Here is a 23,957-nt window from a genome sequence, read left to right on the forward strand (position 1 = left end):
CCGTGCGAACGGCTGGGGCCCCGCGCCGCGCGGCGCCGCGCGGCGCGGGACCGGGGCGGCATCCGGCCTCAGCTCGTCCACCAGGCGGCCGAGGCGTCCCGCAGGGTGTTGGTGCCGCAGTGCACCTCACCCATGCCGAGGTGGTAGGTGTACCAGTCGTCGAGGTACGACACCTTCATCCCGGCCCGCCGGTAGGCAGCGGTGACCGCCTCGGTGAAGATGTCCTTGCCGTCGATGACCGGACCCCACTGGCGCGGCGCCAGGTAGCGGTCGCGGCCGAGCAGGATGCCGTTGACGGCGCCGGGCACGTAGGCGCTGGTCTGCACCGCCGGCGCGGCCACCGCACCGCGAGCCCGCTGACCACCGGCGAGCCGCCGCTGCTGCCCGTACTTCTCGATCGCCCCCAGCAGGGCCGGGCCGCCGCCCATGCGGCTCAGCCGCGGCACCCGGGTGCCGTCCGCCGCCCGGGCCACCTGCTCCGTGCCGCGCGTGTACAGCGCGGGCACGCGCACGATCTCGTCGTCGCTGACGCCGGTTGCGCGCTTGAGGATCTCCAGGTTGGCTGCGATGCGCCGCGCGGCCATCTGGTTGTCGGCGACCAGGTGCCGGGAGGCGAGAGCCTGCGCGACGGTCTCCTTCGGCGCGGCCATACCGGCCAGGCCCGGGACGGAGAACATACGGGTGCTGCCGTGCCCGGCCCGCCGGGCGTCCCGCAGCAGCTTCAGCCCGGCCTCGGGGTCGGCGACGCCGATGCGCCAGCCGCGCGGGGTGTCGGCGGGCAGGAACTGCACGAACTCGTCCACGTGCCCGACGTGCAGCCAGGAGGTGTCCAGCAGCAGCGGGTCCTGCAGGCCCTGCGAGCGCAGCAGCGTCCGCATCGCCTTCGACGGACGTGCCCCGCTGTCCTTGCGCTCGCCCATGATGATCCGCCCGGCCGGGTACGCGCGCCCGCCGTGGGCGTAGGGCGGGATGGTCTCCAGGTTCCCGAACGAGTTGAGCGACCAGTCGTCCGGCGCGGACCGGTCGCTGACCTGCACGACACCGACGTCCTTGCCGCGGACCTTCTCGAACAGCTCGCGGCCCGCCTCCCGGTCCGGCTGGTCCGAGCGCAGCAGCACCCGCATCACCTGCCGTTTCCCGCCGGACCCGGTCATGCTGACGTAGCCCGGCTCGACGAAGTCCTGCGCCCAGATGTCGCCGTACTTCTCGAAGGTCACCAGCGGCTCGGTGATACCGGCCCGCCGGGCCTCCCGGGCGAGGTCCTTGACGAACTTCTGCTGCAGGCGCTCCCACGGGCCGCTGCCGCGCACCTTGGTGACCATCACCTGCCGGGCGTTCTGCACGGGGTGGTGGGTGAGCAGCGGGGCGACGCGCAGCGTGACCGCGTCGGAGGTGGTGGTACCGCCGGACGTGACAGACAGCCGGATCACCGTCCGGCCGTCCCACCGGGCGCTGTCCCGGATGACGTCGGTGGCTTCGACCCCGAACTCCACCCCGGCACGCAACTCGGCGGCGGACAGCCGGGTCCGCGCGGTGACCCGGGTCCAGCCGGAGGACCGTTTGACGAAGACCCGGGTGTGCTCGGCCCCGGTGGTGACCCGCACGCTGCCCTTGGCGTCGTTCGCCAGGCCCGGCAGCGGCACGGACCGCACCCGGGCGAGGTCGGCGGCGTCGGCGGTGCCGTTGACCTTGGTGTCGGAGGCGTCGTTGCAGGCGGCCAGTTTCGCGTCGGACAGCGGTCTGCCGCCGGGGCCGGTGACCGGGCAGCGCCGGGAGTCGTCGTCGATGTTGGGCAGGTACAGCGCTCCCCGCCCGACGGACCAGGTGTCCTCGCCGGCCGTGTCGGTGTCGCCGGTGACGTCGACGCGCCCGTCGCGGTCGACGTCCGCCCGCAGATCGGCCCGGACGGCCGGATCCGTCGCGAACGCGGGCGCCGCGGGTGCCAGCACGGAGCCCGTCGCGGTGAGCGCGAGCACCACGCGCAGGGCAGAGGTGGTCCGTTTGCGCGTACGCACAGTGTGTCCCTTCCTGAGGGGGGTGTTTCCCAGAGGAAGAGGAGACACAAGAGCTGTGGGTTGGCTGTGAGGCGTGGATTTCCGTCTTGTGTAGTACGAGACGGAGACGGGTATTTGACGGAGCGTCAGTCGGCCCCGGGTGTCATCTCATGCGCAGGTCGTTCTGCGCGCGGCGGCCCATCCGCTCCCAAAGGCCGCCCGGCAGAAGGCCTCGGTCAGCTCCTCGCGGTGGCTGTCCAGGCCCTTGGGCGGGTACGGGCACAGTTCGAAGGCGCAGTCGTCACGGCAGTTGGAGCCCGCAGCCAGGCGATCACCAGCGGCAGCCGCTCGTCGTATGCCCGGCGGATCGCCAGCCGGATGACGGTGTCCCGCTCCTGCGCCAGGTCGTCACCCGGCAGCGCGTCCTCGAGCCCGTCCGCGAGGACCACGACACGTCCCTGCCGGCACAGCCGCCGCCAAACCTTCTCCGCCTAGCTCTCGGACCGCACGTGCCCTGCACCTCGCGGCGGAAGCGGTCGTAGGCCAGCTGCCGGAAGTCCAGGTCGCCCTGGACGCCGCGCAGCCGCAGCGGCACCGGGACGGCGCCCTGCCGGGCGAGCCGCTCGGTGAGCAGCACCAGCAGCGCGGTCTTGCCGGCGCCGACCCCGCCGACCACCACGTGGGCGCGGTGGAACCGGCTGCCCCGGAGATCCTGCACGAGCACGTCGCACAGCTGGTCGGGCCCCACCGCCCGGCCGAAGATCCCGCCCGCCGTCTCCACCAGGTCGACGGGCGCCTCGCCGGGCCTTCCTCAGGTAGGCCCGGCGGAACCGGAAGAAGAGGTACGCCACCGTGGCCAGCGCCAGGGTGAGGAACGGCATGACGACACCCCCGATCAGGGCGAGCAGGAGCGCCGCTCCGAGGAAGGTCGGGCCCAGGAGCGGGTAGTACCAGCGGCTCTTGCGCACCCGCCACCGGCGGTCCGGTCCGGCACGGACGCGCGCCCGGAGGCGGGTCGGTTCCCTTCGGCCGGATATCCACCTGCCCGGGCCACACCGGCTGCCGGGTGGATCACACGGGGTGCCCCTGCCCGGCGAGCCACCTGTGGACGGCCTCCTTGTCCGCCGGGGTGATCCGGGCGGGCCCCTGGACGTCCGGCCCCTCGTCCTCGTTGAAGCCGGTGTCCGTGACCCGTGCCGTGACCCAGTGGGCGAGATCCTGGGCGGAGTCCGGCGAAAGCGATCCCCTCTGCCAGCCCTCACGGGCCGCGCGGGCGGCTTCGGCGTCGTGGCGCTGTGTCTCCTCCAGCCACACCGGCACCAGCCGCTCGACGCCCCGCACGTCGTCCGGGGAGGACCTGTGATGCTGCTCGTGCGCGGTCATGCCCACCGGGTTTCCCGTATCGCCCGGGCCATGTTTGAAGGGCGGTCCGGCGGCCACCCGGGAGGGGACAACATCACGTCCCCTATCGGCTTGGAGTGAGAGCTGTGGCTGGCGAGCAGAAGGGCAAGGCCAAGAGCGAGCAGATCAAGGGCAAGGCCAAGGAGGCGGCCGGCCGCGCCGTGGGCAACGAGCGGCTGGAGGCCGAGGGTCGCGCCGAGCAGGCCAAGGGCGACGCGCGGCAGGCCAAGGAGAAGACGAAGGACGTGTTCCGCCACTGACACGACCTGATCGATTTTCGAGCAGGGCGGGCCCCCGCCGGCGATGTGTCCGGCGGGGGCCCGCTCGCGTGCCCGGGGGCACCCCGTTGTCAGTGGCGGCTGCGACCCTGCGGGTATGGATGAGCTGGAGTTCATGCGTGGCCGGGTCTACGGTGCCGACCACGACGACCCGGGGCCGCGTCACGGGCGCCGGTACGCGGAGCTGGTCGGCGGTCCGCTGGACGGCCTGCTGCTGGACATCACCGACCGCCGCGAGGACGAGGTGGGGCAGGGCGTCGCGCTGCCCACCGAGATAGGCCGTCACGGGCCGGGGGGAAGAGCGGTCTACGTGCCACGGGCCGCGGACGGGCGCCGGTACGACTGGCGGGGCGATGTGCCCTGAACGGTCGCGAGGGGGCGGTCTTCGCGGCACCGGTCGCTGAGGGGGCCGCAGTCGGCTCGGGGTTCCGGCCACGGCCCGCCCTCGGCCCGGAGCGGCGCAGGAACGTCCCCCCGGTGCGGACCCGTGTGCCCGGGCTCAGCCGGAGCATGCTGCTCCGGGCGAGTGATGATCGACCGGGACCCGGCTGGTTTGCCGCCGGTGTGCGCGGCAACGCGATGTCCCATGACGGAACAGAAGAAGAACAACAGTCAGAAGTCCACCGCCGTACGGGACGCCGAGTCCAAGGCCCGCCGCACCGCCGAGCAGGCCACCGCCCCGGCCTCCCGAGCCGCCCGGACCGCCGAGGCGAAGGCCGGTGACGCCTCGTCAGCGGCCAAGTCCGGCGCCGAGCGGTCGGTCGCGGTGGCGAGCGGGGCCGTGCAGACCGCGGCCAAGGGCGTCGAGGCCGGCCGTCAGGCCGTCATCACCGCCTCGGGCCAGGTCGCGGCCACGGCGAAGACGGCCTGGACGGCCATCGCCCACCGCAAGCTCGTCGCCGCCGGCGCCGCCGCGGGCCTGACCGCCCTGACCGCCGCGTCCTACGCCGTGGGGCGCCGCGCGGAGCGCCAGACGTACGGCCCCCTGACCCGCCTCACCGGCGGCCGCATCTGAGTCCCGGAGGACAGGCGGCGCGGCAGCCCCGGCGCGACGGCCCGTGATCATCACACCTCGGCGGCCGCCCTGTTGCCCGGAGGCCGTCGTAGTCCGGCGGGGGAGCGGTCGAGGAGCATCGCCCTCGGCGGGGCGGACACCGCCCTGGCGGTTGTGCGCCCCGCCCGGGCGGGTGGCGGCACTCCGGCAGGGTGGGGAGGAGGCCGAAGCGGTGGTCTGCCGGGCGGGTCACCAGCGCCATGAGGCTGCCGAGCGCCAGGACACGGCCCGGGCCATCGCGCTCCCCCCCGGGGGAGGAGCCGTACTCGCCGCTGCGTCTCCGAGCGGGCGGCCACGGCCCGGGCGGGGCCCGGAAACCGGCCACGCGCCCGCGTCTTTTTGGGTCGACAGCTACGACTTCGCCGCTCTGGAAACCGGCCAGGCGCTGGCGTCTCTGCGGACGGGCAGCCTCAGCCCGGTCCGCTGTCGGGCCCTGGCCACGCGCGCTCGCGTCTTCCGGCGGGCAGCCGCAACTCCGTCGCCCCCGGACCGGCCATGTGCCTGCACGTCTGCCGCGTGGTGGCCACGGGCCGGTCGGCGCTCGGGAAAGCGGCCATGTGCCCGCGCGTCTGCCCGGGTGGTGGCGATGGCCGGGTCGGTTTTCGGGGAGCGGCCGTATGCCCGCGTGTCTGCCGGGTGGTGGCCACGGCCCGGTCGGCGCTCGGGAAGCGGCCGCGTGCCCGTGCGACTCCGGGCGGTCACGCTCCGGCCGGCGCCGGTGGGAGGCCACCCGCCTCCGTGTGGACCGCTTGCTTCAGGGCACCGGGGGCATCGGACAGCCCGCCCCCCACTCGTGTACCGGTGGCACGGCGAGGAATGATGTCACCACAAGCGAAGGATCACCCCTTATGGAGGAGCGGGCACATGCAGCACGAGCGAGCGGGCAGGCCGGCCGGTCCCGAAGACCTCGTCGACGTCGCCCGGCTGGTCACCGCGTACTACGCGCTGCGCCCCGACCCGGAGGACCCGGGGCAGCGCGTCGCCTTCGGGACGTCGGGGCATCGCGGGTCGTCCCTGGCGAGCGCGTTCAACGACGACCACATCGCCGCCACCAGCCAGGCCATCTGTGAGTACCGCGCCCGGCAGGGCATCGACGGGCCCCTCTTCCTGGGCGCCGACAGCCACGCGCTGTCGGAGCCCGCGAAGGTCACCGCCCTGGAGGTGTTCGCGGCCAACGACGTCACCGTGCTGATCGACAGCGCGGACGGCTACACCCCGACCCCGGCGGTCTCGCACGCCATCCTCACCCACAACCGCGGCCGCACCTCCGGCCTCGCGGACGGTGTCGTCGTCACCCCGTCCCACAACCCGCCCGCCGACGGCGGGTTCAAGTACAACCCGCCGAGCGGCGGTCCGGCCGCCTCCGACGCGACCTCCTGGATCCAGGACCGGGCCAACGAGATCATCCGCGGCGGCCTGAAGGACGTCCGGCGCGTCCCCTACGCGCAGGCCCTCGCCGCGTCCACCACCGGCCGCTACGACTTCCTGGGCACCTACGTGGCCGACCTGCCGAGCGTGCTGGACCTGGACGCGATCCGCGCGGCCGGTGTGCGGATCGGAGCCGACCCGCTGGGCGGTGCCTCCGTCGCCTACTGGGGGCGCATCGCCGAGCAGCACCACCTCGACCTGACCGTCGTCAACCCGCTCACCGACCCCACCTGGCGGTTCATGACGCTGGACTGGGACGGCAAGATCCGTATGGACTGCTCGTCGCCGTACGCGATGGCCTCGCTCATCGACCAGCGGGAGCGGTTCCAGATCGCCACCGGCAACGACGCCGACGCCGACCGGCACGGCATCGTCACCCCCGACGCTGGGCTGATGAACCCCAACCACTACCTCGCCGCCGCCATCTCCTACCTGTACGCCCACCGCGAGCAGTGGCCCGCCGGCACCGGCATCGGCAAGACCCTGGTGTCGTCCGCGATGATCGACCGGGTCGCCGCGGACCTGGGCCGCGCGCTGGTCGAGGTGCCGGTCGGGTTCAAGTGGTTCGTGGACGGGCTGGTCAGCGGCTCGATCGGGTTCGGCGGGGAGGAGTCGGCCGGCGCGTCCTTCCTGCGCCGCGACGGCTCGGTGTGGACCACCGACAAGGACGGCATCATCCTGGCGCTGCTGGCCTCCGAGATCACGGCGGTCACCGGGAAGACCCCGTCGGAGCACTACGCGGCCCTGACCGCCCGCTTCGGCGAGCCCGCGTACGCCCGCATCGACGCCCCGGCGACCCGGGAGGAGAAGGCCCTGCTCGCCAAGCTCTCTCCCGCCCAGGTCACCGCGGACACCCTGGCCGGGGACGCGGTCACCGCGATCCTCACCGAGGCGCCGGGCAACGGCGCACCCATCGGCGGCATCAAGGTGACCACCGCCAACGCCTGGTTCGCGGCCCGCCCCTCGGGCACCGAGGACGTCTACAAGATCTACGCCGAGTCGTTCCAGGGGCCCGACCACCTCCGGCAGGTCCAGGAGGAGGCCAAGTCCGTGGTGCTGGCGGCACTCGGCGGCTGACCCCGCCCCGGTCCGGGGACGCGGCGCGGCCCGGCGGGCCCGGGCCGCGCCGGCCTCACGGCTGGGCGGGCAGGGTGGCGCAGTTCGAGCCGGCCGGCTCACCCTCGAGGCGGTCGCTGAGCCAGGAGATCGCGCTGCCCTGGTCGGCGAGCAGGGGCGCGACGTGGTTGAGCAGCGCCCGCCCCGCGTCGGGCAGGACGACCGGCTTGTAGGTGACGTCCGCGCCCTTGGCGCACCAGGAGACCGCGAGCCGGCGGGACTGGGCGTGCGGCACGAGGTCGTCGCTGACGCCGGTCGCCACGCGGACCGGCCCGCTGGGCCGCATCGTCCCGATGCGCTGCTCCTCCAGGAAGGCGCGGAGCGCGGGTTCGGCCCGGACGACGTCGCCCAGGGAACGCCCGTCGGTCGTCCAGGTGGTGCTGCGCGCCGAGTTGTAGGCGAGGAGCGCGTCGCCGACGCACATGGTCGACAGGTCCTTCAGCGCGGCCTTGCCCGCCGCGTTGAGGTACTTCTCCGCGATCGGTCTCAGCGCCGGATCGGACTGCAGGAAGCCGTTCACCGACCAACCCAGCGCCCCGGCCAGGTCGCTGCCGTCGATGGCCTCGGTGACGGCGGCGAGATCGGCGGGCGGCGCCCCGGAGTAGGTTCCGGCGAGGACGACGTCGGGGGCGTAGGAGGGCTGGAGTTCGGCCGCGGCGGCCGTGGCGCCGCCGCCCTGGCTGTAGCCGAACAGTCCCACGCGTGAGGTGCGGGTGACCGAGGCCCCGCTCAGCGAGCGGGCCGCTCGGACGGCGTCCAGGACGGCGTGGGCCTCGTCGACGCGGTTGACGTACGTGTGCAGCCGGTCCGTGGTGCCCAGGCCACCGTAGTCGGTGATCACCACCGCGATGCCCCGGGCGAGCAGGCGGTAGACGGCCAGCGTCTCGTAACCGACGGACAGCGTCTGCCCGTTGAACAGCAGTGGGTGCTGCAATCCGAGGGAGGCGGCGCACTGGTCGCCCTGCCCCAGGGTGCCGGGTGCCACGGCGACCAGGGGCCGGGGGCCGTCGCCCTCCCAGGCGGCCGTGGGTTCCAGGTAGGCGCCGGTGACGGCCACCGGCGTGCCGGCGGAGTCGGTGGAGCGGTACATCAGGCGGGTGGCCCGGCCCGGCAGCGGGCCGTCGATGCCGGGCAGGGTCAGGGCCAGGGGCAGCGGTTCGCTGCGCACCAGGGCGCCGTTCTGGGCGGGCAGGGTGGCGGGCGGGGTGTAGAACGCCGGGATCGTGACCCCGCGGGAGACCACGGGGCCGGAGCCGGGGGTGGTGGCGGCGGCCGGGACGGCCTGGGCGCCGAGACAGGCGGCCACGGCGACGGCCGCGGCCAGCAGCCGGGGAGATGCGGGCATGGCGGACCTCCTGGGGAGAGGGGAGGCGAGGCCTTCCTCTGCGGCTCGGTGAGGGACGCCCCGCCCGGACAGGGCGGGGCGCACACGAGACCCCGGCTCGTCCGGCCGGGGCGCAGTACCGTTCTTAGACGAACTGTCAGGACGGTACCGACGCCGCTGTTACCCGCGGTAGCAGTCGGAAGGTTACGGTTCAGTAATATCGGTGTTGATATCGGTGTTGATATCGGTGCTGGTGAAGCTCCGTACCGCCCTCGCGCCACCCTGCGGTGCATGCCGCCGCTCCCGCAGGCGCCCCGCCCCCGCCAGCGTCCGCGCGGCGACACCGGCCAGCCGGGGCCGGTCGCGCACGAACCGGCGGGCGGCCCGCGCCGGTTCCCGCCGCAGCAGGTAGGCGGCCCCGCCCGGTCCGGGACACACCACCGCCCCCTCGTAGACCCGCACATCACGCGTCTTGAACGACTCCTTGTAACGGGCCGCCCCGCTGCCGAGGTCGACCGTCCGGACACCGTCGGCCGCGGCGGCCTCCAGCATGCGCAGCTGGAGCACCAGCCCGGGGGAGTACTTGCCGTACGCCCGGTCGTAGGCGGGGAACCACCAGGACAGCACGGTCCGCGAGCGCAGCCCGAAGTGGGCGGCCACCGGCCGGCCGCCGGCGTACAGCACGGACAGCACCCCACGGCACTCGGGCTCGTCGCCCGCCGCGAGCAGCCCCACCAGCCGGGTGATCCACTGCTGCGCGAACCGGTCCCGCCGCCCCGTGCGCCGGTACTGCGCCGACTTCCACGCCATCAACGCCCGCAGCGCGTCCGGGTCCTGGGCGTCGTACACGAAGCGCACCTCGCCCACCTGCCGGGCCAGCCTGCGTTCCTTGGCCAGGGTCTGTCTGAGGAAGGTCGGCGACTTCTCGCGCAGCGCCCGTGTGTAACGTTCGAATCCCTCGCCGATGTCGACGACCGGCGAGGCGAGTGCGTCCGCCGCGTACGGCAGGAACGGGTCCTGCCCGGCCTCCAGGTTGTCGAACTCCCAGGACGACAGCCCGCAGGCCTTCAGCAGCCTCCGGGCGTCGAGCCGGATGCCCGGACGCAGGACGGCCCCCTGGCTGTCCGACACCCCGAGCCCGATGGCCCGGCCCTGCCCCAACGGCCCGGCCTCGTACGGAAAGAACCCGACCGGTGAGCCGTCCTCCTGCAACACCGCCACTCTCGCGCCGGGCCTGACCTGCCCGACGGCCGTGGTGAACACCGGGTCGAGGAAAGGATTCGCCGGTGCCCCGGACTCCGTGCGGATCTCGCGCCACATCTTGTGGTCGTTCACGGTCAGTTCCTCCGGCCTGACGACCAAAACGCGCTTTTTCGGCAACTGTGCCTCCCGTGTCGTGGGAACAAAGGACACGAAGGCCTGCTCATGACCGCGTCTGGGCACCGGGCAGTATCCAGGCCGCACGGCGCAGGCCTTGGTGAGTACTGCCGTCGCTCAGCAGCGGAACGCCTGGAGTGCGGCGGTGTTCCGGACGGGGCGGGCCGCCGCCTCGGAACACTCCGCCCCTGGTGCGGACACCGGGGCCGAGCCGTCGCGGCGCGTCAGGGGAAGCCGCGCCAGGGCTCCGGCCGCAAGCTGTCCGGAGCCCGCCGCCTTGCCGGTCCTCGGCGACCGTGCCGCGAGGCCGCGGACCGCGCCGTCCTCCTCACACGGGCACGACTCCCCGGCCCCCTCGGCCCCCGCCCCGGCGCCCGGCTCGCTCCGGGGGCCGCTGGCTGTATCGGGCTGGCTGCCGCTGTCTGTGCGGGGGTTGGTGCTGCCGCCTGGCTCGGGCGGTGTGCCGCTGGCTGTCTGGGGCGGGGTGTTGCCGTCTGTCTTGGGCTGTGCGTCGCCGGCTGTTTGCGGCGGTGTGCCGCCGGCTGTATCGGCCTGGGTGCTGCTGTCTGCGCGGGGGTTGGTGCTGCCGCCTGCCTCGGGCGGTGTGCCGCCGGCTGTGTGGGGCTGAGTGTTACTGCCTGTCTCGGGGCTGGTGCTGCCGCCTGCCTCGGGCGGTGTCCTGCTGGCTTTGTGGGACGGGGTGTTGCCGTCTGTCTTGGGCTGTGCGTCGCCGGCTGTTTGCGGCCGTGTGCCGCCGGCTGTGCAGGGCTGGGTGTTGCCGCCTGTCTCGGGGCGGGTGCTGCTGTCGGTACGGGGCGGTGTGCCGCCGGCTGTCCGGCGCTCGGTGTTGCCGCCCGCGCCCGGCTGCGCGCCGCCGCCCGCCTCGGAGTTCGCCGTGACCGCCGTGCGCGCCGGCGCGCTCCGCTCCTGGGCGGCCCCGGGTACGAAGAGGTGCAGCAGCAGCACGGAAGCCAGCGCGACCACCGCTGCTGCCCATCGACGCCGCACCATCGGACCCCTGACCCTGCGTGTCTGCGGAGGTCGGACCCACCCGTACGGATGCACCAGTACGGATCTGCCGTCCGGCCCTCGGACACCACCACCGGCCCGGCCCCGAACGCGCCCCCCTTGCCCCTGGCTGCGCCCTCCAGTAGGCCCACCCCGCCTCGTGCCCGTCAAGCCCACACGGCACGATCCGCCACCGCCAGGTCCTCGCCGTCACGGTCCCCGCCGCGCCCCGCCGACGTCACGGTCACGCACAGCGTCACTGCGGCGAACCCCCGGGTGCGGCGGCCGGATTGACGGATTGGCGTCCCCGTGCGGCGGGTAGGCAGCGCGCGAATGTCATGTGCACGACTGCCTTTCCCCACGAGGAGGTCGCCCATGCACGTCCCTACGCTGACCGGAGCCGCCGCCGTCCTGGCGCTCGCCCTGCCCCTGTCGGGCGGCCAGGCCGCGGCCGCCCCTTCCGGGGACGCCGTCCGCGCCCCGGCCCCGCGCGTCGTGACCTACGACGCCGGCGGCGCCGCCGAGTTCAAGGCCGCCGTCGACCGCGGCGCGGCGATCTGGAACGAGAGCGTCGACAGTGTCGAGCTGCGTCCGGCCGCGGCCGGGCAGCGCGCCAACATCCGCGTCCTGGCGGACAACGGCTGGCCCCGCGCCCTGCCCACCGCCCTGGGCAGCGGAACCGTCTACATCGGCCGGCAGGCCGTCGACCAGGGCTACGACACGGTACGCATCTCGGCGCACGAACTCGGCCACATCCTGGGCCTGCCGGACCGCAAGCCCGGTCCCTGCTCCAGCCTGATGTCCGGCTCCAGTGCGGGAGTGGCGTGCCGGAACCCGTACCCGAACGCGGCGGAGCGGTCCGAAGTCGAGGCGAACTTCGGCGGGGCGCTCACGGGTCAGGCCCCGGCGGTACGTCCTGACCGGGTGATCGTGGACTGACCCGCGGCACGGCACGACGGGGCCGCGGACCCCAGGGGCCGGGCTCCGGCCGGCGGAGTCCGGCCCTCGTGTCCCCCTGGGACCCGCGGTCCGCGCTCGGGGGCCCTCGGCGGTGACCGCCTCCGGCCGCTTCACCGGCCGACTCCGTCACAGCTGGTCGCCGATGCCCGCCGGGTCCGGAGGATGCATCCCGCCCCCGTCCTTGATGTCCACCTCGCAGCTGCGTCCGCGGTAGGACTGGTCATTGGGGATCACCAGCACCCCGGCCACCCGCTCGGGGTGCTCGACGGCGAGCCAGTCGTGGCCCGTGGGGTCACCGTTCGGCCCGAACGCCCAGGCCGCATACAGCGTCCGGCATCCCAACGCCACGCGCTGCTTGTCGACCGCGCAGGCGTCCACCGCGGGGCCGGATGATGTCGTGTCGGCGCCGTCGAAGCGGTAGCGGAAGGAGACCTGGTCGCCTTCGTCGGGCACCTGCGGGTGGGGCTCGAGGCGCCAGTCGACGATCTCGGCGGTGACGCCCAGGGGCTTGCCGTACGTGTCCACCACCTGCACCCTGGCACCGGCCTCACCGCGCTCCGCGGCCGTGTCGGTGCAGCCCCAGGGGGAGGAGCAGCCGGACAGGGCGAGCATCACCAGAGCCGACGGAACACCGGCACGTACCCGTGCGGGGAACACTCAGGTGACCTCCCGACAGAGTGGGGGAGCAGTGTAGCGCCCTCGCGCCATCCTCATCGGCTGTGGCGGCCCCGACCGGCCGCTCCCCACCCCGGCCCCGCAGACCGAGGGGGCGGACGACCGCAGGCGACCCGGTGCAGGACACTTGATCAGTGAAGGCACCGCGCCGCTCGCCGGCCTTTCGTCGACAGGCCGTGTTCCGGGAAGGACAGCGACATGATCATCTTTGGCACCAAGGGGTACCTGTACCAGCTCGCGATACTGACGCTGGTGTGCGGCCGGTGCGGCAACCCCGCCGCGCACACGCTCAGGAAGCGCGTCACGAAGTTCACCCTGTTCTTCGTGCCGCTGTTCCCGATCTCGACCAAGTTCGCTACGCAGTGCACGTTCTGCGGCGCGGAGCAGAAGGTGACCAAGGAGCAGGCGGAGCAGCTCCAGGCGCAGGCGGCGAGCGGCCACGGTGGTCAGCCGGCCGGTCAGCCGTATCAGCAGCCGTACCAGTCCTGAGCGGTGACGGGCGGGAGTCCGTCGCGGAAGCACCGCGGTGAGCGCTCGCCCGGGCGGGTCCTGTCCTGACGCCCCGGGCGCGGGCCCGGGGCGGGGAGGCCCAGGCAACAGCGCGGTACGACACAGCCGTTGACCCGCCCGGGCGGGCACGAGCAGAATGTGCGCGCCGTCCTGAGAGCGCTCTCAGGGCGGTGTCGTCCGCGCCCTTCCCGCGTCCCGCACCCACCTCCAGGGAGTCCCATGACCGGCAGACAAGGTCCGGCGCTCAGCCGGCGCGCGCTTCTCGGCACCGGCCTCGGTATCGGTGCCGCGGCGCTGACCGCGGCCGGCTCCGGCACGGCGCAGGCGGCCCCAGCGCCTGCCGCCGCGCCCTCGGCCCCGTCCCGGGGCCACGCCTTCCTCGCCGCCGCCATGGACGCCTACCCGGAGCACGGCGCCGTCCGCCTGGCCCAGAGCTACACCGACCAGGCCGGTCTGTTCAGCACCGCGTTCACCTACGACAACGCCCTCGCGATCCTGGCCCACCTCTCGGCGCGCACCCCCGTCGGCCTGTCCAGGGCCGTGGCGCTGGGTGACGCCCTGCTCTACGCCCAGCTGCACGACCCGGTGTACGACGACGGCAGGCTGAGGCAGGCCTACAACGTCGGTCCGTACACCTTCTACGACGGCACGCGGCAGCCCGACGGCTTCGTACGGGCCGACGGCACCGTCAACGTGGGGACGCAGTTCGGCTTCACCGGCACGGCCGTGGGCGACATGGCCTGGGCGGGCATCGCGCTGAGCGCCCTCGCCCACCGGACCCGGGCCCGCCGGTTCCTCACCGGTGCCGTGCGGATCGGCGAGTGGATCGAGCGGACCGGCCGCACCGACGAACCCCTGGGCGGCTACAAGTTCGGTGTCAACGGGGCCGACGAGAAGCTGCCGTTCACCTCCACCGAGCACAACACCGACCTGGTCTGCCTGTTCGGCCGGCTGGCCCGGCTCACCGGCGACCGGGTGTGGCGGGAGCGGCGCGCCCGGGCCGAAGCGTTCGTCCAGCGGATGTGGGAACCGGACGGGGGCTTCTTCTACACCGGCACCAACGACGGCGTGACCATCAACAAGTCGCCCCTCCCCGAGGACACCCAGACCTGGACCCACCTGGCCCTCGCCTCCCGCACCCGCGCCTATTCCGGCTCGCTCGACTGGTGCGCCGCGCACCTGGCCGTCGTGGACCATGCCGACCGCCCGAACAGCACGGTGCCCGCGGGACAGTCGTACGAGGGCGTCACCTTCAGCTCGGCGAGCCTCGTGGCGAACGAGGGCGCCCCGATCGCGGAGGGCCAGCCCAGGCCGGACCGCAACGCCGTGTGGTTCGAGGGGACCGCTCACCTCGCCCTCGCCCTGCGGGACCGCCACGGCCGTGGTGACGAGACGCGCGCCCGGCGGCTGATCGCCTCCCTGGAGCGGGCGCAGGACCTGCTCGGCTCCGGCCAGACCGTCGGCGGCAAGGCGCTGCCCGAACGCAGCGGGGTCGTCTCGGCGAGCAGCCCGCTGGACACCGGTTTCGGCTTCGGCTACTACCCGTACCGCCACACCGGGGCGACCGCCTGGTATCTGATGGCGGCGGCGCGCTGCAACCCGCTGCGGGCCTGAGGGACGCTCGGCGCTCTGGCCACGGCCGGGCCCGCCGCGGCAGCCACGCACACTGCCGCGACGTGCCCGAGGGGTGCCCACGCGGGCACGTCGTGCCGGTCGGCTGGTGGGGTTCCCGGACGGGGTACCTACTGCAAACCGGCACGACGCGCAAATCGTTTTACACGCGCCGCGTTATACTTGCCGCGCTCATGAGGACCCCGGCCGTGCCCGCGCGCACGGCCGCCACAGCGAGGGGGTGGACGCCATCGCGGCACGCCCCGCCCGCATCCAGGACGTCGCCGCGGCGGCGGGTGTCTCGGTGTCCACGGTGTCGAACGTCCTCAACCGCCCCGAGCGCGTCAACGCCCGCACCGCCGCCCGCGTCCGCGACGCGATCGCCGCCCTCGACTACGTCCCCCACCCCGGAGCCGCCGGACTGCGCACCGGGCACTCCTCCTCGATCGGGCTGGTGCTGCCCGACGTGGCCAACTCGTTCTACTCGCGCATCGCACGCGGCGCGGCCGAGGCGGCGTACGACCACGGCTACTCCCTCGTGCTGTGCCACAGCGGGGACGCGCCGGAGCGGGAGCAGGGCTACTTCACCATGCTCGTGCAGCAACGGGCCGTCGGCGTCGTGGTCGTGCCGCTCGGCGCCGACCCCGGTCGCCTGACCCGGCTGCGCGAGCGCGGCATCCCGCTGGTGCTGGCCGACCGCGCGATGCCGGACCGCGACGGCTGCTCCGTCTCGGTCGACGACGTCGCCGGCGGCCGTATCGCCGCACAGCACCTGCTGGACCGGGGGGCGCGCACCCTCCTCGTCGTCAACGGCGAGCGCGCCATACGCCAGTGCGCGGACCGGTACCAGGGCGCCCGGCAGGCCGTCCGCACCCGGCGCGAGGCACGGCTGGACCAGGTCGTCGCCGAGGAGATGACGGTGGCGTACGGCACGAAGATCGCCGAGCAGCTCGACGACCTGCCCGACGGGGTGTTCTGCACCAACGACTTCCTCGCGGCGGGTCTGTGCCGGGGACTGGCCGACCGGGGCGTGCGCATCCCCGAGGACGTCCAGGTGGTCGGCTACGGCGACCTGGACGTCGCGAGCTTCGGGGCGACGAGCCTGACGACGGTCCGGCAACCGGTCGAGCAGCTCGGCCCGGCGGCCGTCGAGATGCTCCTCGACGAGATCGAGGCCCGCGCCGAACACGCCCACGAGACCCGGGTGTTCGCGCCGGAGTTGGTGGTACGCGACTCCACGCGCCCACCGGCCGGCGGCTAGGTTCTGTCTCTTTGGTCAGCGTCGTGCCCCGATGAGGATGGCGGCGAGGTGGAGTGCGGCCTGGTAGGCGATGGCGAGTTTGTCGGTTCGTGGGCCAGGCCGCGCCACTGTTTGAGGCGGTTGATGCACCGCTCAACGGTGTTGCGCTGCTTGTACGCCTCGCTGTCGAAGCCGGGCGGGCGCCCACCTTGGCGGCCGCGCCGCAGGCGATGGCCGACCTGGTCCGACGGCTGCGGGATGACCGCGCGGATCTGTCGGCGGCGCAGGTGACCGCGGATCGCGCGGGATGAGTAGGCGCGGTCGGCCAAGACCATGGTGGGGCGGGTCCGGGGCCGGCCAGGTCCGGTTTTCGGCACCCGGATGCGGGCCATGACCGTCTCGAAGGCGGGTGCGTCACCGGCCTGGCCTGCCGTGACGGCCAGAGCCAGGGGGCGGGCGTGGCCGTCTGCCGCCAGGTGGATCTTGGTGCTCAGCCCGCCGCGGGAGCGTCCGAGTGCGTGGTCGGCCGGCTCGTTGCGGCCTTCGGCCCCTTTTTGAGTGCTCCGGCGGGGTGTTGGTGGGCCCGGACGACGGTGGAGTCGACCGACACGGTCCAGCCGATGTCGTCGACGGCATCGGCTTGCGCGAGGACGGCGGCAAGGATCTTCTCCCACGTGCCGTCGACGGCCCACCTGATCAGCCGCTTGTGAGCGGTCTTGAACGAGCCGAGTTCCTCGGGCAGATCCCGCCAGGGCGAGTTGGTGCGGTACTTCCACGCGATGGCTTCGAGCGTACGGCGGTGGTCGGCCCACCGCCGTCCGCGAACTGGATCGGCCGGCATCAGCGGCTCGATCCGGTCCCACATCGCATCAGTGATCACTAATCGGACAGGCACATCCGATCAACTGATGAGCCCACCAAAGAGACACGCTCTAGCCGGACCGGGGCGTGCGCAGGGTCACCGGCCCCAGCAGACCCGACGTCCGCTGGGACGGGAAGGCCCAGGCGGTCGGGGTGGCCGCGGCCAGGTACGGCGCCAGCGTGTTGTACACGCTCACCTCGACCCGGACAGTACGCCCGGCGGTCCCCGGCAGGGGGAAGCGGTACGGCGCGCAGAACGCCTCACCCACGCACCTGCCGTCCACCGTCACCCGGACGCTGCCCCGTACCCGCCCCAGATCCAGCACCGGATCCGGGCCCGGCGGCACCTCCAGCACCCGCGCGTAGGCCACACCCCCGCTCCAGCTGCCCAGCCCGAGCGTCTGCCAGTCGCCCAGCGCCAGCGGCGCCGCCACGGTGCCCACCCGGGCCGGGCCCCGCCAGGCCGAACCGCCCCGCAGGACGGCCGTCGGCTCCGTGACGACCTCGACCTGCGCCGGCTCGTCCAGCGGCTGATCGAGGGTCAGGACCTCGCCGACCACCGGCCGCGGCTCGCCGTCTGCGACCCGGGCCCGGGCGGGCAGCGCCAGCGGCAGGCCGACCGCCACCGTCCCGGCGGGCACGGTGAAGCGGAACCGCTGCGGTGCCTCACGCACGTCGTCGGTGCACCGCACGGGCAGTACGGCCGCGCCGAGCTCCGGCGGGCCCGTGAGCCACTCGGTGTCCGGCAGCGGATGCGGCCGTAGGGCGGCATGGCAGTGCTGCGTCTCGCCCCGCCGGACCTCGTCCTCGACGGTCCGGCCCCGCCACCGGCCCGCCGCGGCCTCCCAGCCGGGCCCGCTGACCAGCGCGGTCACGGCCGGCCCGGACCGGGCGACGAGGTCGACGAACACCGCGTCCCGGCAGCGGACACCGTCGGCGACGACCTCCAGGACCTGCTCACCCGCCCCCAGGTCCAGCTCGTGACGGAAGAACATCGGCACCGCGCCCCAGTCGGCCTCGTAGTACTCGGCCCTCTCCTGCCGCGCGACGACGGCACCGCCCAGCCGCACGGTCACCGCCGTCGCGGACCCCACGACGAGCACCGCCCGGGCGCTGCCGCGCGGGACCCGCAGCCGCCCGCGGTACGTCACCCGGCCGCCCGCCCGCACACCGTCGGGCAGCCGCATGAACCGCGGCCGCCGCGCGAACCCGTCCCCCGGCCGTGCCAGGCAGAAGCAACTGCCCAGCGGCGTGCCGGGGTTCGCCGAGATCGCCACGGGCCGGTCCTGCGCGCCGGACAGTTCGTACTCGAGCACGTTGCGGGCCCGCTCCACCGTCACCCGGGCGGAGGCCAGGTACCCGCCGCTCGTCTCCAGCAGCCGGCCGTTCCACCACACGCGGGTGTCCGCCTCCGCACCGACGTGCAGGTCGGCCGGTCCCCGGTGGGCGCACTCCACGACGGCGCGGACCCGGGCGACGCGGCCGCCGTCCGGGACCGGCACCCGGACGAACTCCTCCGGCACGAGCCCCTTGTTGCCGAGCAGCCCGTCCGGATCCGGGATGCCACGGCTCGCCGAGTACGACTGCACCTGCCACCCCGAGTGGGATGGCGCGAGGGGCAGTTCGCCGGCCACGACCCGGTCGACGGCCCCGGCGTCCAGCGGCTCGGGCGCCTGCGCACGCGGCACCGGTGGCAGGATGCGGACCCGGTTGCCGTACGTCGCACGGGCCGGTGCCCAGATCGCGTTCGGCGAGTCGCCCTCGGTCCACCGCATGTCCCAGATCTGCGGTTCGGCCACACACGAGCCCGCGGGCAGCGCCAGATCACCCCAGGTGTTGTCCAGGGTGGGGACCAGCCGGCCCTGCCAGCCGGCCGACACGTCACGGACCCGCGCCCACCCGGCCGGTGCCCCGGCCGCCGCCCCGGCCGCCGCCCCGGCCGGCGCCCCGGCCGGCGCCCCCTCGCGCCAGACGACGAGGACGGCGGGCGCCCCGTCCAACGGCACCTCAAGGGTGGAAACCCCGTCCGGCAGGACGGTGACCCGCACGGGACCGCGGGCGCCGGTCGCCGGGTTCCACACCTCGGCCTCGGCGACCGGGGCGCGCACGGTGACGGTCGAGGTGCGGGCGTAGCGCGCCGGATCCACGACGTACTCGGTGCGGGGCACGGCGGAGCCGGTGCGCGGTTCGGGCACACCGGCGTCGGGGAAGGTCCCCGTCACCAGCGCGACGGCCTCCCCGCCCCTCCTCCTCACCAGCAGCGGCACCTCGCCCGTGGCGTGCCCGGCCGCGCCGGCCACCGCCGCCGCAGCGGCCTCGGCGTCGTCCACCCGCTCCAGCCGGGGATGCGCCGGCAGGGACGCGACGACCGAGTCGTCACCCGCCGTACCGGCCGCGGCCTCGGGGCTACGCCCCACGACCACCACCCGCCCGCCCGCGTCGAGCAGGCCGGTCAGCCGGCGCGCCGTCCCCTCCTCCAGGACGCTCGCCGAGGGCAGCAGCACCACCCGGTAGGCCAGGTCCCCGATCCGCAGCGCGCCGCCGGCGGCGGTGGCGCGCTGGAGGGAGTCGTCGTCGACGATGTCGAAGGAGATCCGGTGCCGGTCCAGGGCGCCGATCCGGGGCTTGAGCCAGTTGTTGCTGCCGCACAGGTCCAGGTAGTGGCGCTGGGTCTCGTCGGCGTCGGCGTGCGCCGCACCGAGCCCGCCGTCGCCGAAGTGCCGCACGGGCGCGTCCAGCGGGAGCAGCGCCTGCAGGGTGGCGGTGGGGTACAGCACCGCCACGTCGGCCGCGTGGCTGCCCCAGGACATCACCGAGCAGATCCGGGCCACGGCCTGGGAGAAGGCGGGGTACTGCTGCCAGTAGGGCTGGCGCCAGTCCGTGGAGGGCGGCGCCCACTCGAACCAGCCGCCCGCCGTACCGAAGTAACTGGCGTGCGGGTTGTACAGGTTGGCCCCGCTGCGCAGGAACGGCAGCAGCCAGTCGTAGGTGTCCTCCAGGGTGCCGCCCCAGCCGGAGGAGTGGAACGCCTCGATCCACACCCGTTCGTGGCCGTACAGGTGCGCCATCGAGGAGTGCACCTTGGCGTCGCCGTGGTGGTCGCTGCCGGCGGCGCCGAACCAGCGGTGGGTGCGGAAGTAGTCGGTGTACAGCTGGGTCGACTGGACCGGGTGGCCCGCGCGCGCCGGGTGGGCCTGGTCGCAGCCCAGCAGCATGCCGCGTTCCCGGTGCCAGGCGGCCAGCGGCCGGAACAGGGCCTCCTCGGCGAGCTCGGCGCGCACTGCGTAGTAGTCGGAGCGGACCTTCCGGGCCCGGGCGGTGGGATGCGCACCGAACAGGTCGGGCAGGTGGTCGAGGAGGTCGTAGCCGCGCCGGGCACGGAACTGACCGGCGAAACGGCGGCTGAAGGAGTTGGTGCCCGGCAGCTCGTCCTGGAAGCTGCCCGCGACGACGTTCCCCAGGTACTCGGGCACCCGGCGGTCGAACTCGTGGTGGACGGCGTCCATCAGCAGCCGCACCGCGTCGGGGTGCAGGTAGTCGAACGCCGTCGGCACGGCGGTCACCAGCCGTACCCCGGTGCCGTCGGCGGCGGCGACCCGCACGGTCGGACAACCGCCCTCCACGAGCGCGGACAGCCGCCGGCCGTCGGTGTCGTACACGCCGAGCAGCGTCTCCGAGTCGTGCAGGGCGAGCGCGCCCCGGGAGACGGTCGCGGTGCGGGTGCGCAGCGCGCGCCCGGCCGCCTCGGGATGCCTCCGGGTGACCGCGCCCTGGACGTTGGCGCCGGAGAAGCCGATCTGGTCGTAGAACCACAGGCGCATCCCGAGCCGGGCCGCGATCCGGCAGGCGTCGGTGAAGCGCTCCCACCACTCCTCGCCGAACCACGCCGGATCGTCGCCCCGGGCGCCGAACGCCGGGCCGGCCGGCGCCAGGTTGATCACCACCAGGTTGTGCACCCCGCCGTCCACGAACCTGCGCATCTGCCATTCCAGACGCTCGCGGGTGACCTTCGCACCCGACCACCACCACAGGGGAGTGGGGCCGAAGTCCCGGGGCGGGTCGTCGAAGAGCCGGCGCAGCGCGGGGCAGAGCACGAGTGCGACCCCTTTCCCTGAAACGTTTTCCGACCGCTGACACCGTAGAGACGCCGGGCAGCGCGCACCAGGGGTGCGGCGGGATCGAGGCGCTGCGCCGATGCCCGCACGCCACCTTGTTGGAACGTTTTCCGCCCCCTATATTCACTGCGACCCGGCCCCGCAGCCGCCATGTCACCCGACGACGGAGTCGCATCATGGCCCGTACCCGTTCCCTCCCGGCGCACTTATGGAAGGCCGCGGCCCTGTCGGGCATGGCCTCGTACCTCGACGCCGGACTGATCGTCAGCATCTCGGTCAACCTCGCCATCTACCGGGACAGTTACGACATGGGCGTGTGGATGGCCGGCGCGATCAGCGCGATCGTCACCGTCTGCATCGCCGTCGGGTCCCTCGTCGGCGGCCGGATCGCCGACCTGTTCGGCCGCCGCCGCGTCTACAACTGGGACATCTTCTGCTTCGCGCTCGGCGCGCTCGTCATCACGCTCGCGCCGAACGACCTCGTGCTGCTGGCCGGTGTCCTCGTCGCCGGCCTGGCCGCCGGCGCCGACCTGCCGACGTCCCTGGCCGTCGTCTCGGACGCCGCCCCCGCCTGGGCGAGGGGCCGGCTCGTGGCGTTCACCCAGGTCATGTGGATGCTGGGCATCACCGTCGCCGTCTTCCTCGGCTTCGTGCTGTCCACCACCGGCATGACCGGCGCGCGGATCATCACCGGCCAGCTCGCCCTGGCGGCCGTCGTCACCTGGCTGCTGCGCTCCCGGCTGCACCTGACCGAGCCCCCTCCGGCCGCCCAGGAACCCCCGGCGTCCCAGGAGGCCGGCGCCCCGCGCGGTGTCCCGCTGCGTGCCCTGTGCACCCGGGCCGCCCTGCTGCCGATGGCCGCGACCTTCGTCTTCTACGTCACCTGGGGCCTCGGCGCCAACACCTTCGGCCAGTTCGGCACCTACCTGCTGGTCACCGTCAGCGACGCCTCACAGAGCCTGGCCACCGGGATCAACCTGGCCTTCGTCCCGATCGGGCTGCTGCTGACCCTCGCCTTCGTCCGCGTCGCCGACAGCCCCTGGCGCGACCGGCTGTTCCACACGGCCGCGGCCGTGCAGGTCCTCGCGTTCGTCATCGCCTCCCTGACGGCCGGGGCCCTCGCCGGGATGCTGGTCTTCTTCGTCCTCTACCAGCTGTCCAACCCCTTCGCGGGCGAGGCCAACTACAAGGTCTGGTCGCAGCTCACCCTGCCCGCCGACACCCGCGCCACCACCCAGGGGCTCACCTACGCCCTGTCGCGCGGGATCTTCGCCGTCGCCGCGTTCTTCACCCCCGCCCTGGCCGAGTACAGCGCGGCGGTCCTGCTGTGGTCCATCACCGTCTGCATGGTGCTGGCCGCGTGCGCCGGCGCCTTCATCGTCCGTGTCCTGGTCCCACGCGCTCCCCGCGCGGTGCCCGACCGGACCGAGCTGCGCGTCGCCGGCACCTGAACCCGCCTCCCCTCAGCCCCGAGGAGCACCAGCCATGGCCACGACCGCGGACGGCACCGCCGTGACCACCGCCGCCCTGCACGAACTGCTCCCGCCGGTCACCCGGCGCCGCACCCGCATCGGCCTGGTCGCCGGCGGACTCGGCACGTACTGGCCGCAGTTCCCCGGACTGCTGCCGCAGCTGCGCGAGTCGGCCGCGTACGTCGCCGGGCGCCTGCGGCAGATGGACGCCGACGTCACCGACGTCGGATTCATCTCCGACGACCGGGAAGGAGCCCAGGCCGCCGAGACACTGCGGCAGGCCGACTGCGACCTGATCGTGCTGTTCCTCACCACCTACCTGACCTCGTCGATGGTGCTGCCCATAGCGCAGCGCACGCACACGCCCGTGCTGGTCATCGACCTCCAGCCGTCGGAGCGGATGGACCACGCCCGCTTCGACACCGGCGCCTGGCTGGCGTACTGCGGACAGTGCCCGGTGCCCGAGGTCGGCAACGTCTTCCGCCGCGCCGGCATCCCCTTCCGGTCCGTCTCCGGGTGGCTGCGCCAGGAGCCGGCCTGGCGGCGCATCGAGCAGTGGATCCGCGCCGCCCACGTCCGCGCCGCGCTGCGGCACGCCCGGCACGGCCTGATGGGGCACCTGTACCCGGGCATGCTGGACGTGTCGACCGATCTGACACTGCTGCCGGCCACGTTCGGCTCCCACGTGGAGGTGCTGGAGTTCGACGACCTGCGGCACCGGGTGGAGCAGGTGTCCGAGGCGGAGACCCGGGAGCGCATGGCGCTCGCCCGGCGGGTGTTCACCCTGCACGACAGCGTCGCGGAGGAGGACTTCGCGTGGGGCGCGACCGTGTCGGTCGCCCTCGACCGGCTCGTGGCGGACTTCGGGCTCGACACCCTCGCGTACTACCACCGCGGCCTCGACGGCGAACTGCACGAGCGGCTCGGCGCCGGCATGATCCTCGGTGCCTCCCTGCTCACCGCCCGGGGCGTGCCCGCCGCCGGGGAGTTCGAACTGCGCACCAGCGTCGCCCAGTTGGCCACCCACTGCGTCGGCGGCGGAGGCTCCTTCACCGAGATCCAGGCCCTGGACTTCGAGGACGGCGTGGTGGAGATGGGCCACGACGGGCCCGGGCACCTCGCGGTCGGCTCCCACGACCCCCTGCTGCGCGGTCTCGGCGTCTACCACGGCAAACGCGGCTGGGGCGTCAGCGTGGAGTGCGACGTCCGGCCCGGCCCCGTCACCCTGCTCGGCCTCGGCCAGGACGCCGACGGCACCCTGTCGTTCGTCACCTGCGAGGGCACCGTCGTCCCCGGCCCGCTGCTGGAGATCGGCAACACCACCAGCCGGGTCGACTTCGGCCGCGACCCCGGCGAGTGGGTCGACGCCTGGAGCGCCACCGGCGTCGGCCACCACTGGTCCCTCGCCCTCGGCCACCACACGGCCGACTTCAGGGCCGCGGCGAGCCTGCTCGGCATCGGCTGCCGGACGGTGTGAAACGGGCCCCTCGCGTCCGACGGCCGCCCCCGGCCGGTGAGGTCCCGCGGCCGGCC

At 73.9% G+C, this 23,957-nt stretch carries 17 protein-coding genes and 1 pseudogene; 10 read left to right on the forward strand and 8 right to left on the reverse strand.

The genetic code is table 11. The annotated features are described in order from the left end of the window. Positions 1–68 precede the first annotated feature (68 nt). The 3 genes from AB0K80_RS32180 to AB0K80_RS32190 all read right to left on the reverse strand — a co-directional run bounded on the left by AB0K80_RS32180 (position 69) and on the right by AB0K80_RS32190 (position 3,377). Positions 69–2,015, reverse strand: a complete 1,947-nt coding sequence (locus AB0K80_RS32180) for a protein-arginine deiminase domain-containing protein (protein WP_365675799.1) — start codon at positions 2,013–2,015, stop codon at positions 69–71. Between the two features lie 310 nt (positions 2,016–2,325). Then, complete coding sequence (locus tag AB0K80_RS32185; RefSeq protein ID WP_365675801.1) at positions 2,326–2,775, reverse strand: hypothetical protein; 450 nt, start codon at positions 2,773–2,775, stop codon at positions 2,326–2,328. A gap of 290 nt (positions 2,776–3,065) precedes the next feature. Beyond that, a complete protein-coding gene (locus AB0K80_RS32190) occupies positions 3,066–3,377 on the reverse strand; it encodes a hypothetical protein (protein WP_365675803.1) in 312 nt (103 codons plus the stop codon). A gap of 104 nt (positions 3,378–3,481) precedes the next feature. Between AB0K80_RS32190 and AB0K80_RS32195 the strand changes: the two genes are divergently transcribed. The 4 genes from AB0K80_RS32195 to pgm all read left to right on the forward strand — a co-directional run bounded on the left by AB0K80_RS32195 (position 3,482) and on the right by pgm (position 7,232). Then, positions 3,482–3,655 (forward strand): CsbD family protein, encoded by a 174-nt coding sequence (locus AB0K80_RS32195; RefSeq protein WP_365675804.1) that lies wholly within the window; start codon positions 3,482–3,484, stop codon positions 3,653–3,655. A gap of 115 nt (positions 3,656–3,770) precedes the next feature. Next, complete coding sequence (locus AB0K80_RS32200) at positions 3,771–4,037, forward strand: hypothetical protein (RefSeq protein ID WP_365675806.1); 267 nt, start codon at positions 3,771–3,773, stop codon at positions 4,035–4,037. A gap of 222 nt (positions 4,038–4,259) precedes the next feature. Then, positions 4,260–4,688 (forward strand): hypothetical protein, encoded by a 429-nt coding sequence (locus AB0K80_RS32205; RefSeq protein WP_365675807.1) that lies wholly within the window; start codon positions 4,260–4,262, stop codon positions 4,686–4,688. 903 nt (positions 4,689–5,591) lie between these two features. Further along, positions 5,592–7,232: a phosphoglucomutase (alpha-D-glucose-1,6-bisphosphate-dependent) gene (pgm, locus tag AB0K80_RS32210; protein WP_365675809.1), complete on the forward strand. Its 1,641-nt coding sequence runs from the start codon at positions 5,592–5,594 to the stop codon at positions 7,230–7,232. A gap of 55 nt (positions 7,233–7,287) precedes the next feature. On the opposite strand, the gene AB0K80_RS32215 is transcribed toward pgm, so the two are convergent. Beyond that, positions 7,288–8,616: a lipase family protein gene (locus AB0K80_RS32215; RefSeq protein ID WP_365675810.1), complete on the reverse strand. Its 1,329-nt coding sequence runs from the start codon at positions 8,614–8,616 to the stop codon at positions 7,288–7,290. Positions 8,617–8,799: 183 nt separating this feature from the next. Then, positions 8,800–9,975 (reverse strand): GNAT family N-acetyltransferase, encoded by a 1,176-nt coding sequence (locus AB0K80_RS32220; protein ID WP_365675812.1) that lies wholly within the window; start codon positions 9,973–9,975, stop codon positions 8,800–8,802. A 1,380-nt stretch (positions 9,976–11,355) separates the two neighbouring features. Between AB0K80_RS32220 and AB0K80_RS32225 the strand changes: the two genes are divergently transcribed. After that, the gene (locus AB0K80_RS32225; RefSeq protein WP_365675814.1) at positions 11,356–11,919 is read left to right on the forward strand and encodes a snapalysin family zinc-dependent metalloprotease; all 564 of its coding nucleotides are present in this window, start codon (positions 11,356–11,358) and stop codon (positions 11,917–11,919) included. 147 nt (positions 11,920–12,066) lie between these two features. On the opposite strand, the gene AB0K80_RS32230 is transcribed toward AB0K80_RS32225, so the two are convergent. Beyond that, the gene (locus AB0K80_RS32230; RefSeq protein ID WP_365675816.1) at positions 12,067–12,597 is read right to left on the reverse strand and encodes a hypothetical protein; all 531 of its coding nucleotides are present in this window, start codon (positions 12,595–12,597) and stop codon (positions 12,067–12,069) included. A gap of 216 nt (positions 12,598–12,813) precedes the next feature. Between AB0K80_RS32230 and AB0K80_RS32235 the strand changes: the two genes are divergently transcribed. The 3 genes from AB0K80_RS32235 to AB0K80_RS32245 all read left to right on the forward strand — a co-directional run bounded on the left by AB0K80_RS32235 (position 12,814) and on the right by AB0K80_RS32245 (position 15,997). Next, entirely contained in the window at positions 12,814–13,104 is a 291-nt protein-coding gene (locus tag AB0K80_RS32235) for a zinc-ribbon domain-containing protein (protein WP_365675818.1), read from the forward strand. A 240-nt stretch (positions 13,105–13,344) separates the two neighbouring features. Continuing rightward, on the forward strand, positions 13,345–14,739 hold the full coding sequence (locus tag AB0K80_RS32240) for a Tat pathway signal sequence domain protein (protein WP_365675820.1): 1,395 nt from the start codon (positions 13,345–13,347) through the stop codon (positions 14,737–14,739). 238 nt (positions 14,740–14,977) lie between these two features. After that, positions 14,978–15,997, forward strand: coding sequence for a LacI family DNA-binding transcriptional regulator (locus AB0K80_RS32245; RefSeq protein WP_365675821.1), 1,020 nt, complete (start codon positions 14,978–14,980; stop codon positions 15,995–15,997). Positions 15,998–16,012: 15 nt separating this feature from the next. Here the strand turns inward: AB0K80_RS32245 and AB0K80_RS32250 are convergent. Both AB0K80_RS32250 and AB0K80_RS32255 read right to left on the reverse strand, forming a co-directional pair. Further along, positions 16,013–16,841 (reverse strand): annotated as a pseudogene (locus tag AB0K80_RS32250) (IS5 family transposase). 67 nt (positions 16,842–16,908) lie between these two features. After that, positions 16,909–20,931: a glycosyl hydrolase gene (locus AB0K80_RS32255; RefSeq protein WP_365675823.1), complete on the reverse strand. Its 4,023-nt coding sequence runs from the start codon at positions 20,929–20,931 to the stop codon at positions 16,909–16,911. A gap of 197 nt (positions 20,932–21,128) precedes the next feature. Here AB0K80_RS32255 and AB0K80_RS32260 point away from each other — a divergent pair, with 197 nt between their 5' ends. Together AB0K80_RS32260 and AB0K80_RS32265 are read left to right on the forward strand one after the other, a co-directional pair. Next, on the forward strand, positions 21,129–22,403 hold the full coding sequence (locus AB0K80_RS32260; protein WP_365675825.1) for an MFS transporter: 1,275 nt from the start codon (positions 21,129–21,131) through the stop codon (positions 22,401–22,403). A gap of 34 nt (positions 22,404–22,437) precedes the next feature. Then, positions 22,438–23,901, forward strand: a complete 1,464-nt coding sequence (locus tag AB0K80_RS32265; RefSeq protein WP_365675827.1) for an L-fucose/L-arabinose isomerase family protein — start codon at positions 22,438–22,440, stop codon at positions 23,899–23,901. The last annotated feature ends 56 nt before the right edge of the window (positions 23,902–23,957 follow it).

Source organism: Streptomyces sp. NPDC052682 (assembly GCF_040678435.1).
Classification (GTDB): domain Bacteria; phylum Actinomycetota; class Actinomycetes; order Streptomycetales; family Streptomycetaceae; genus Streptomyces.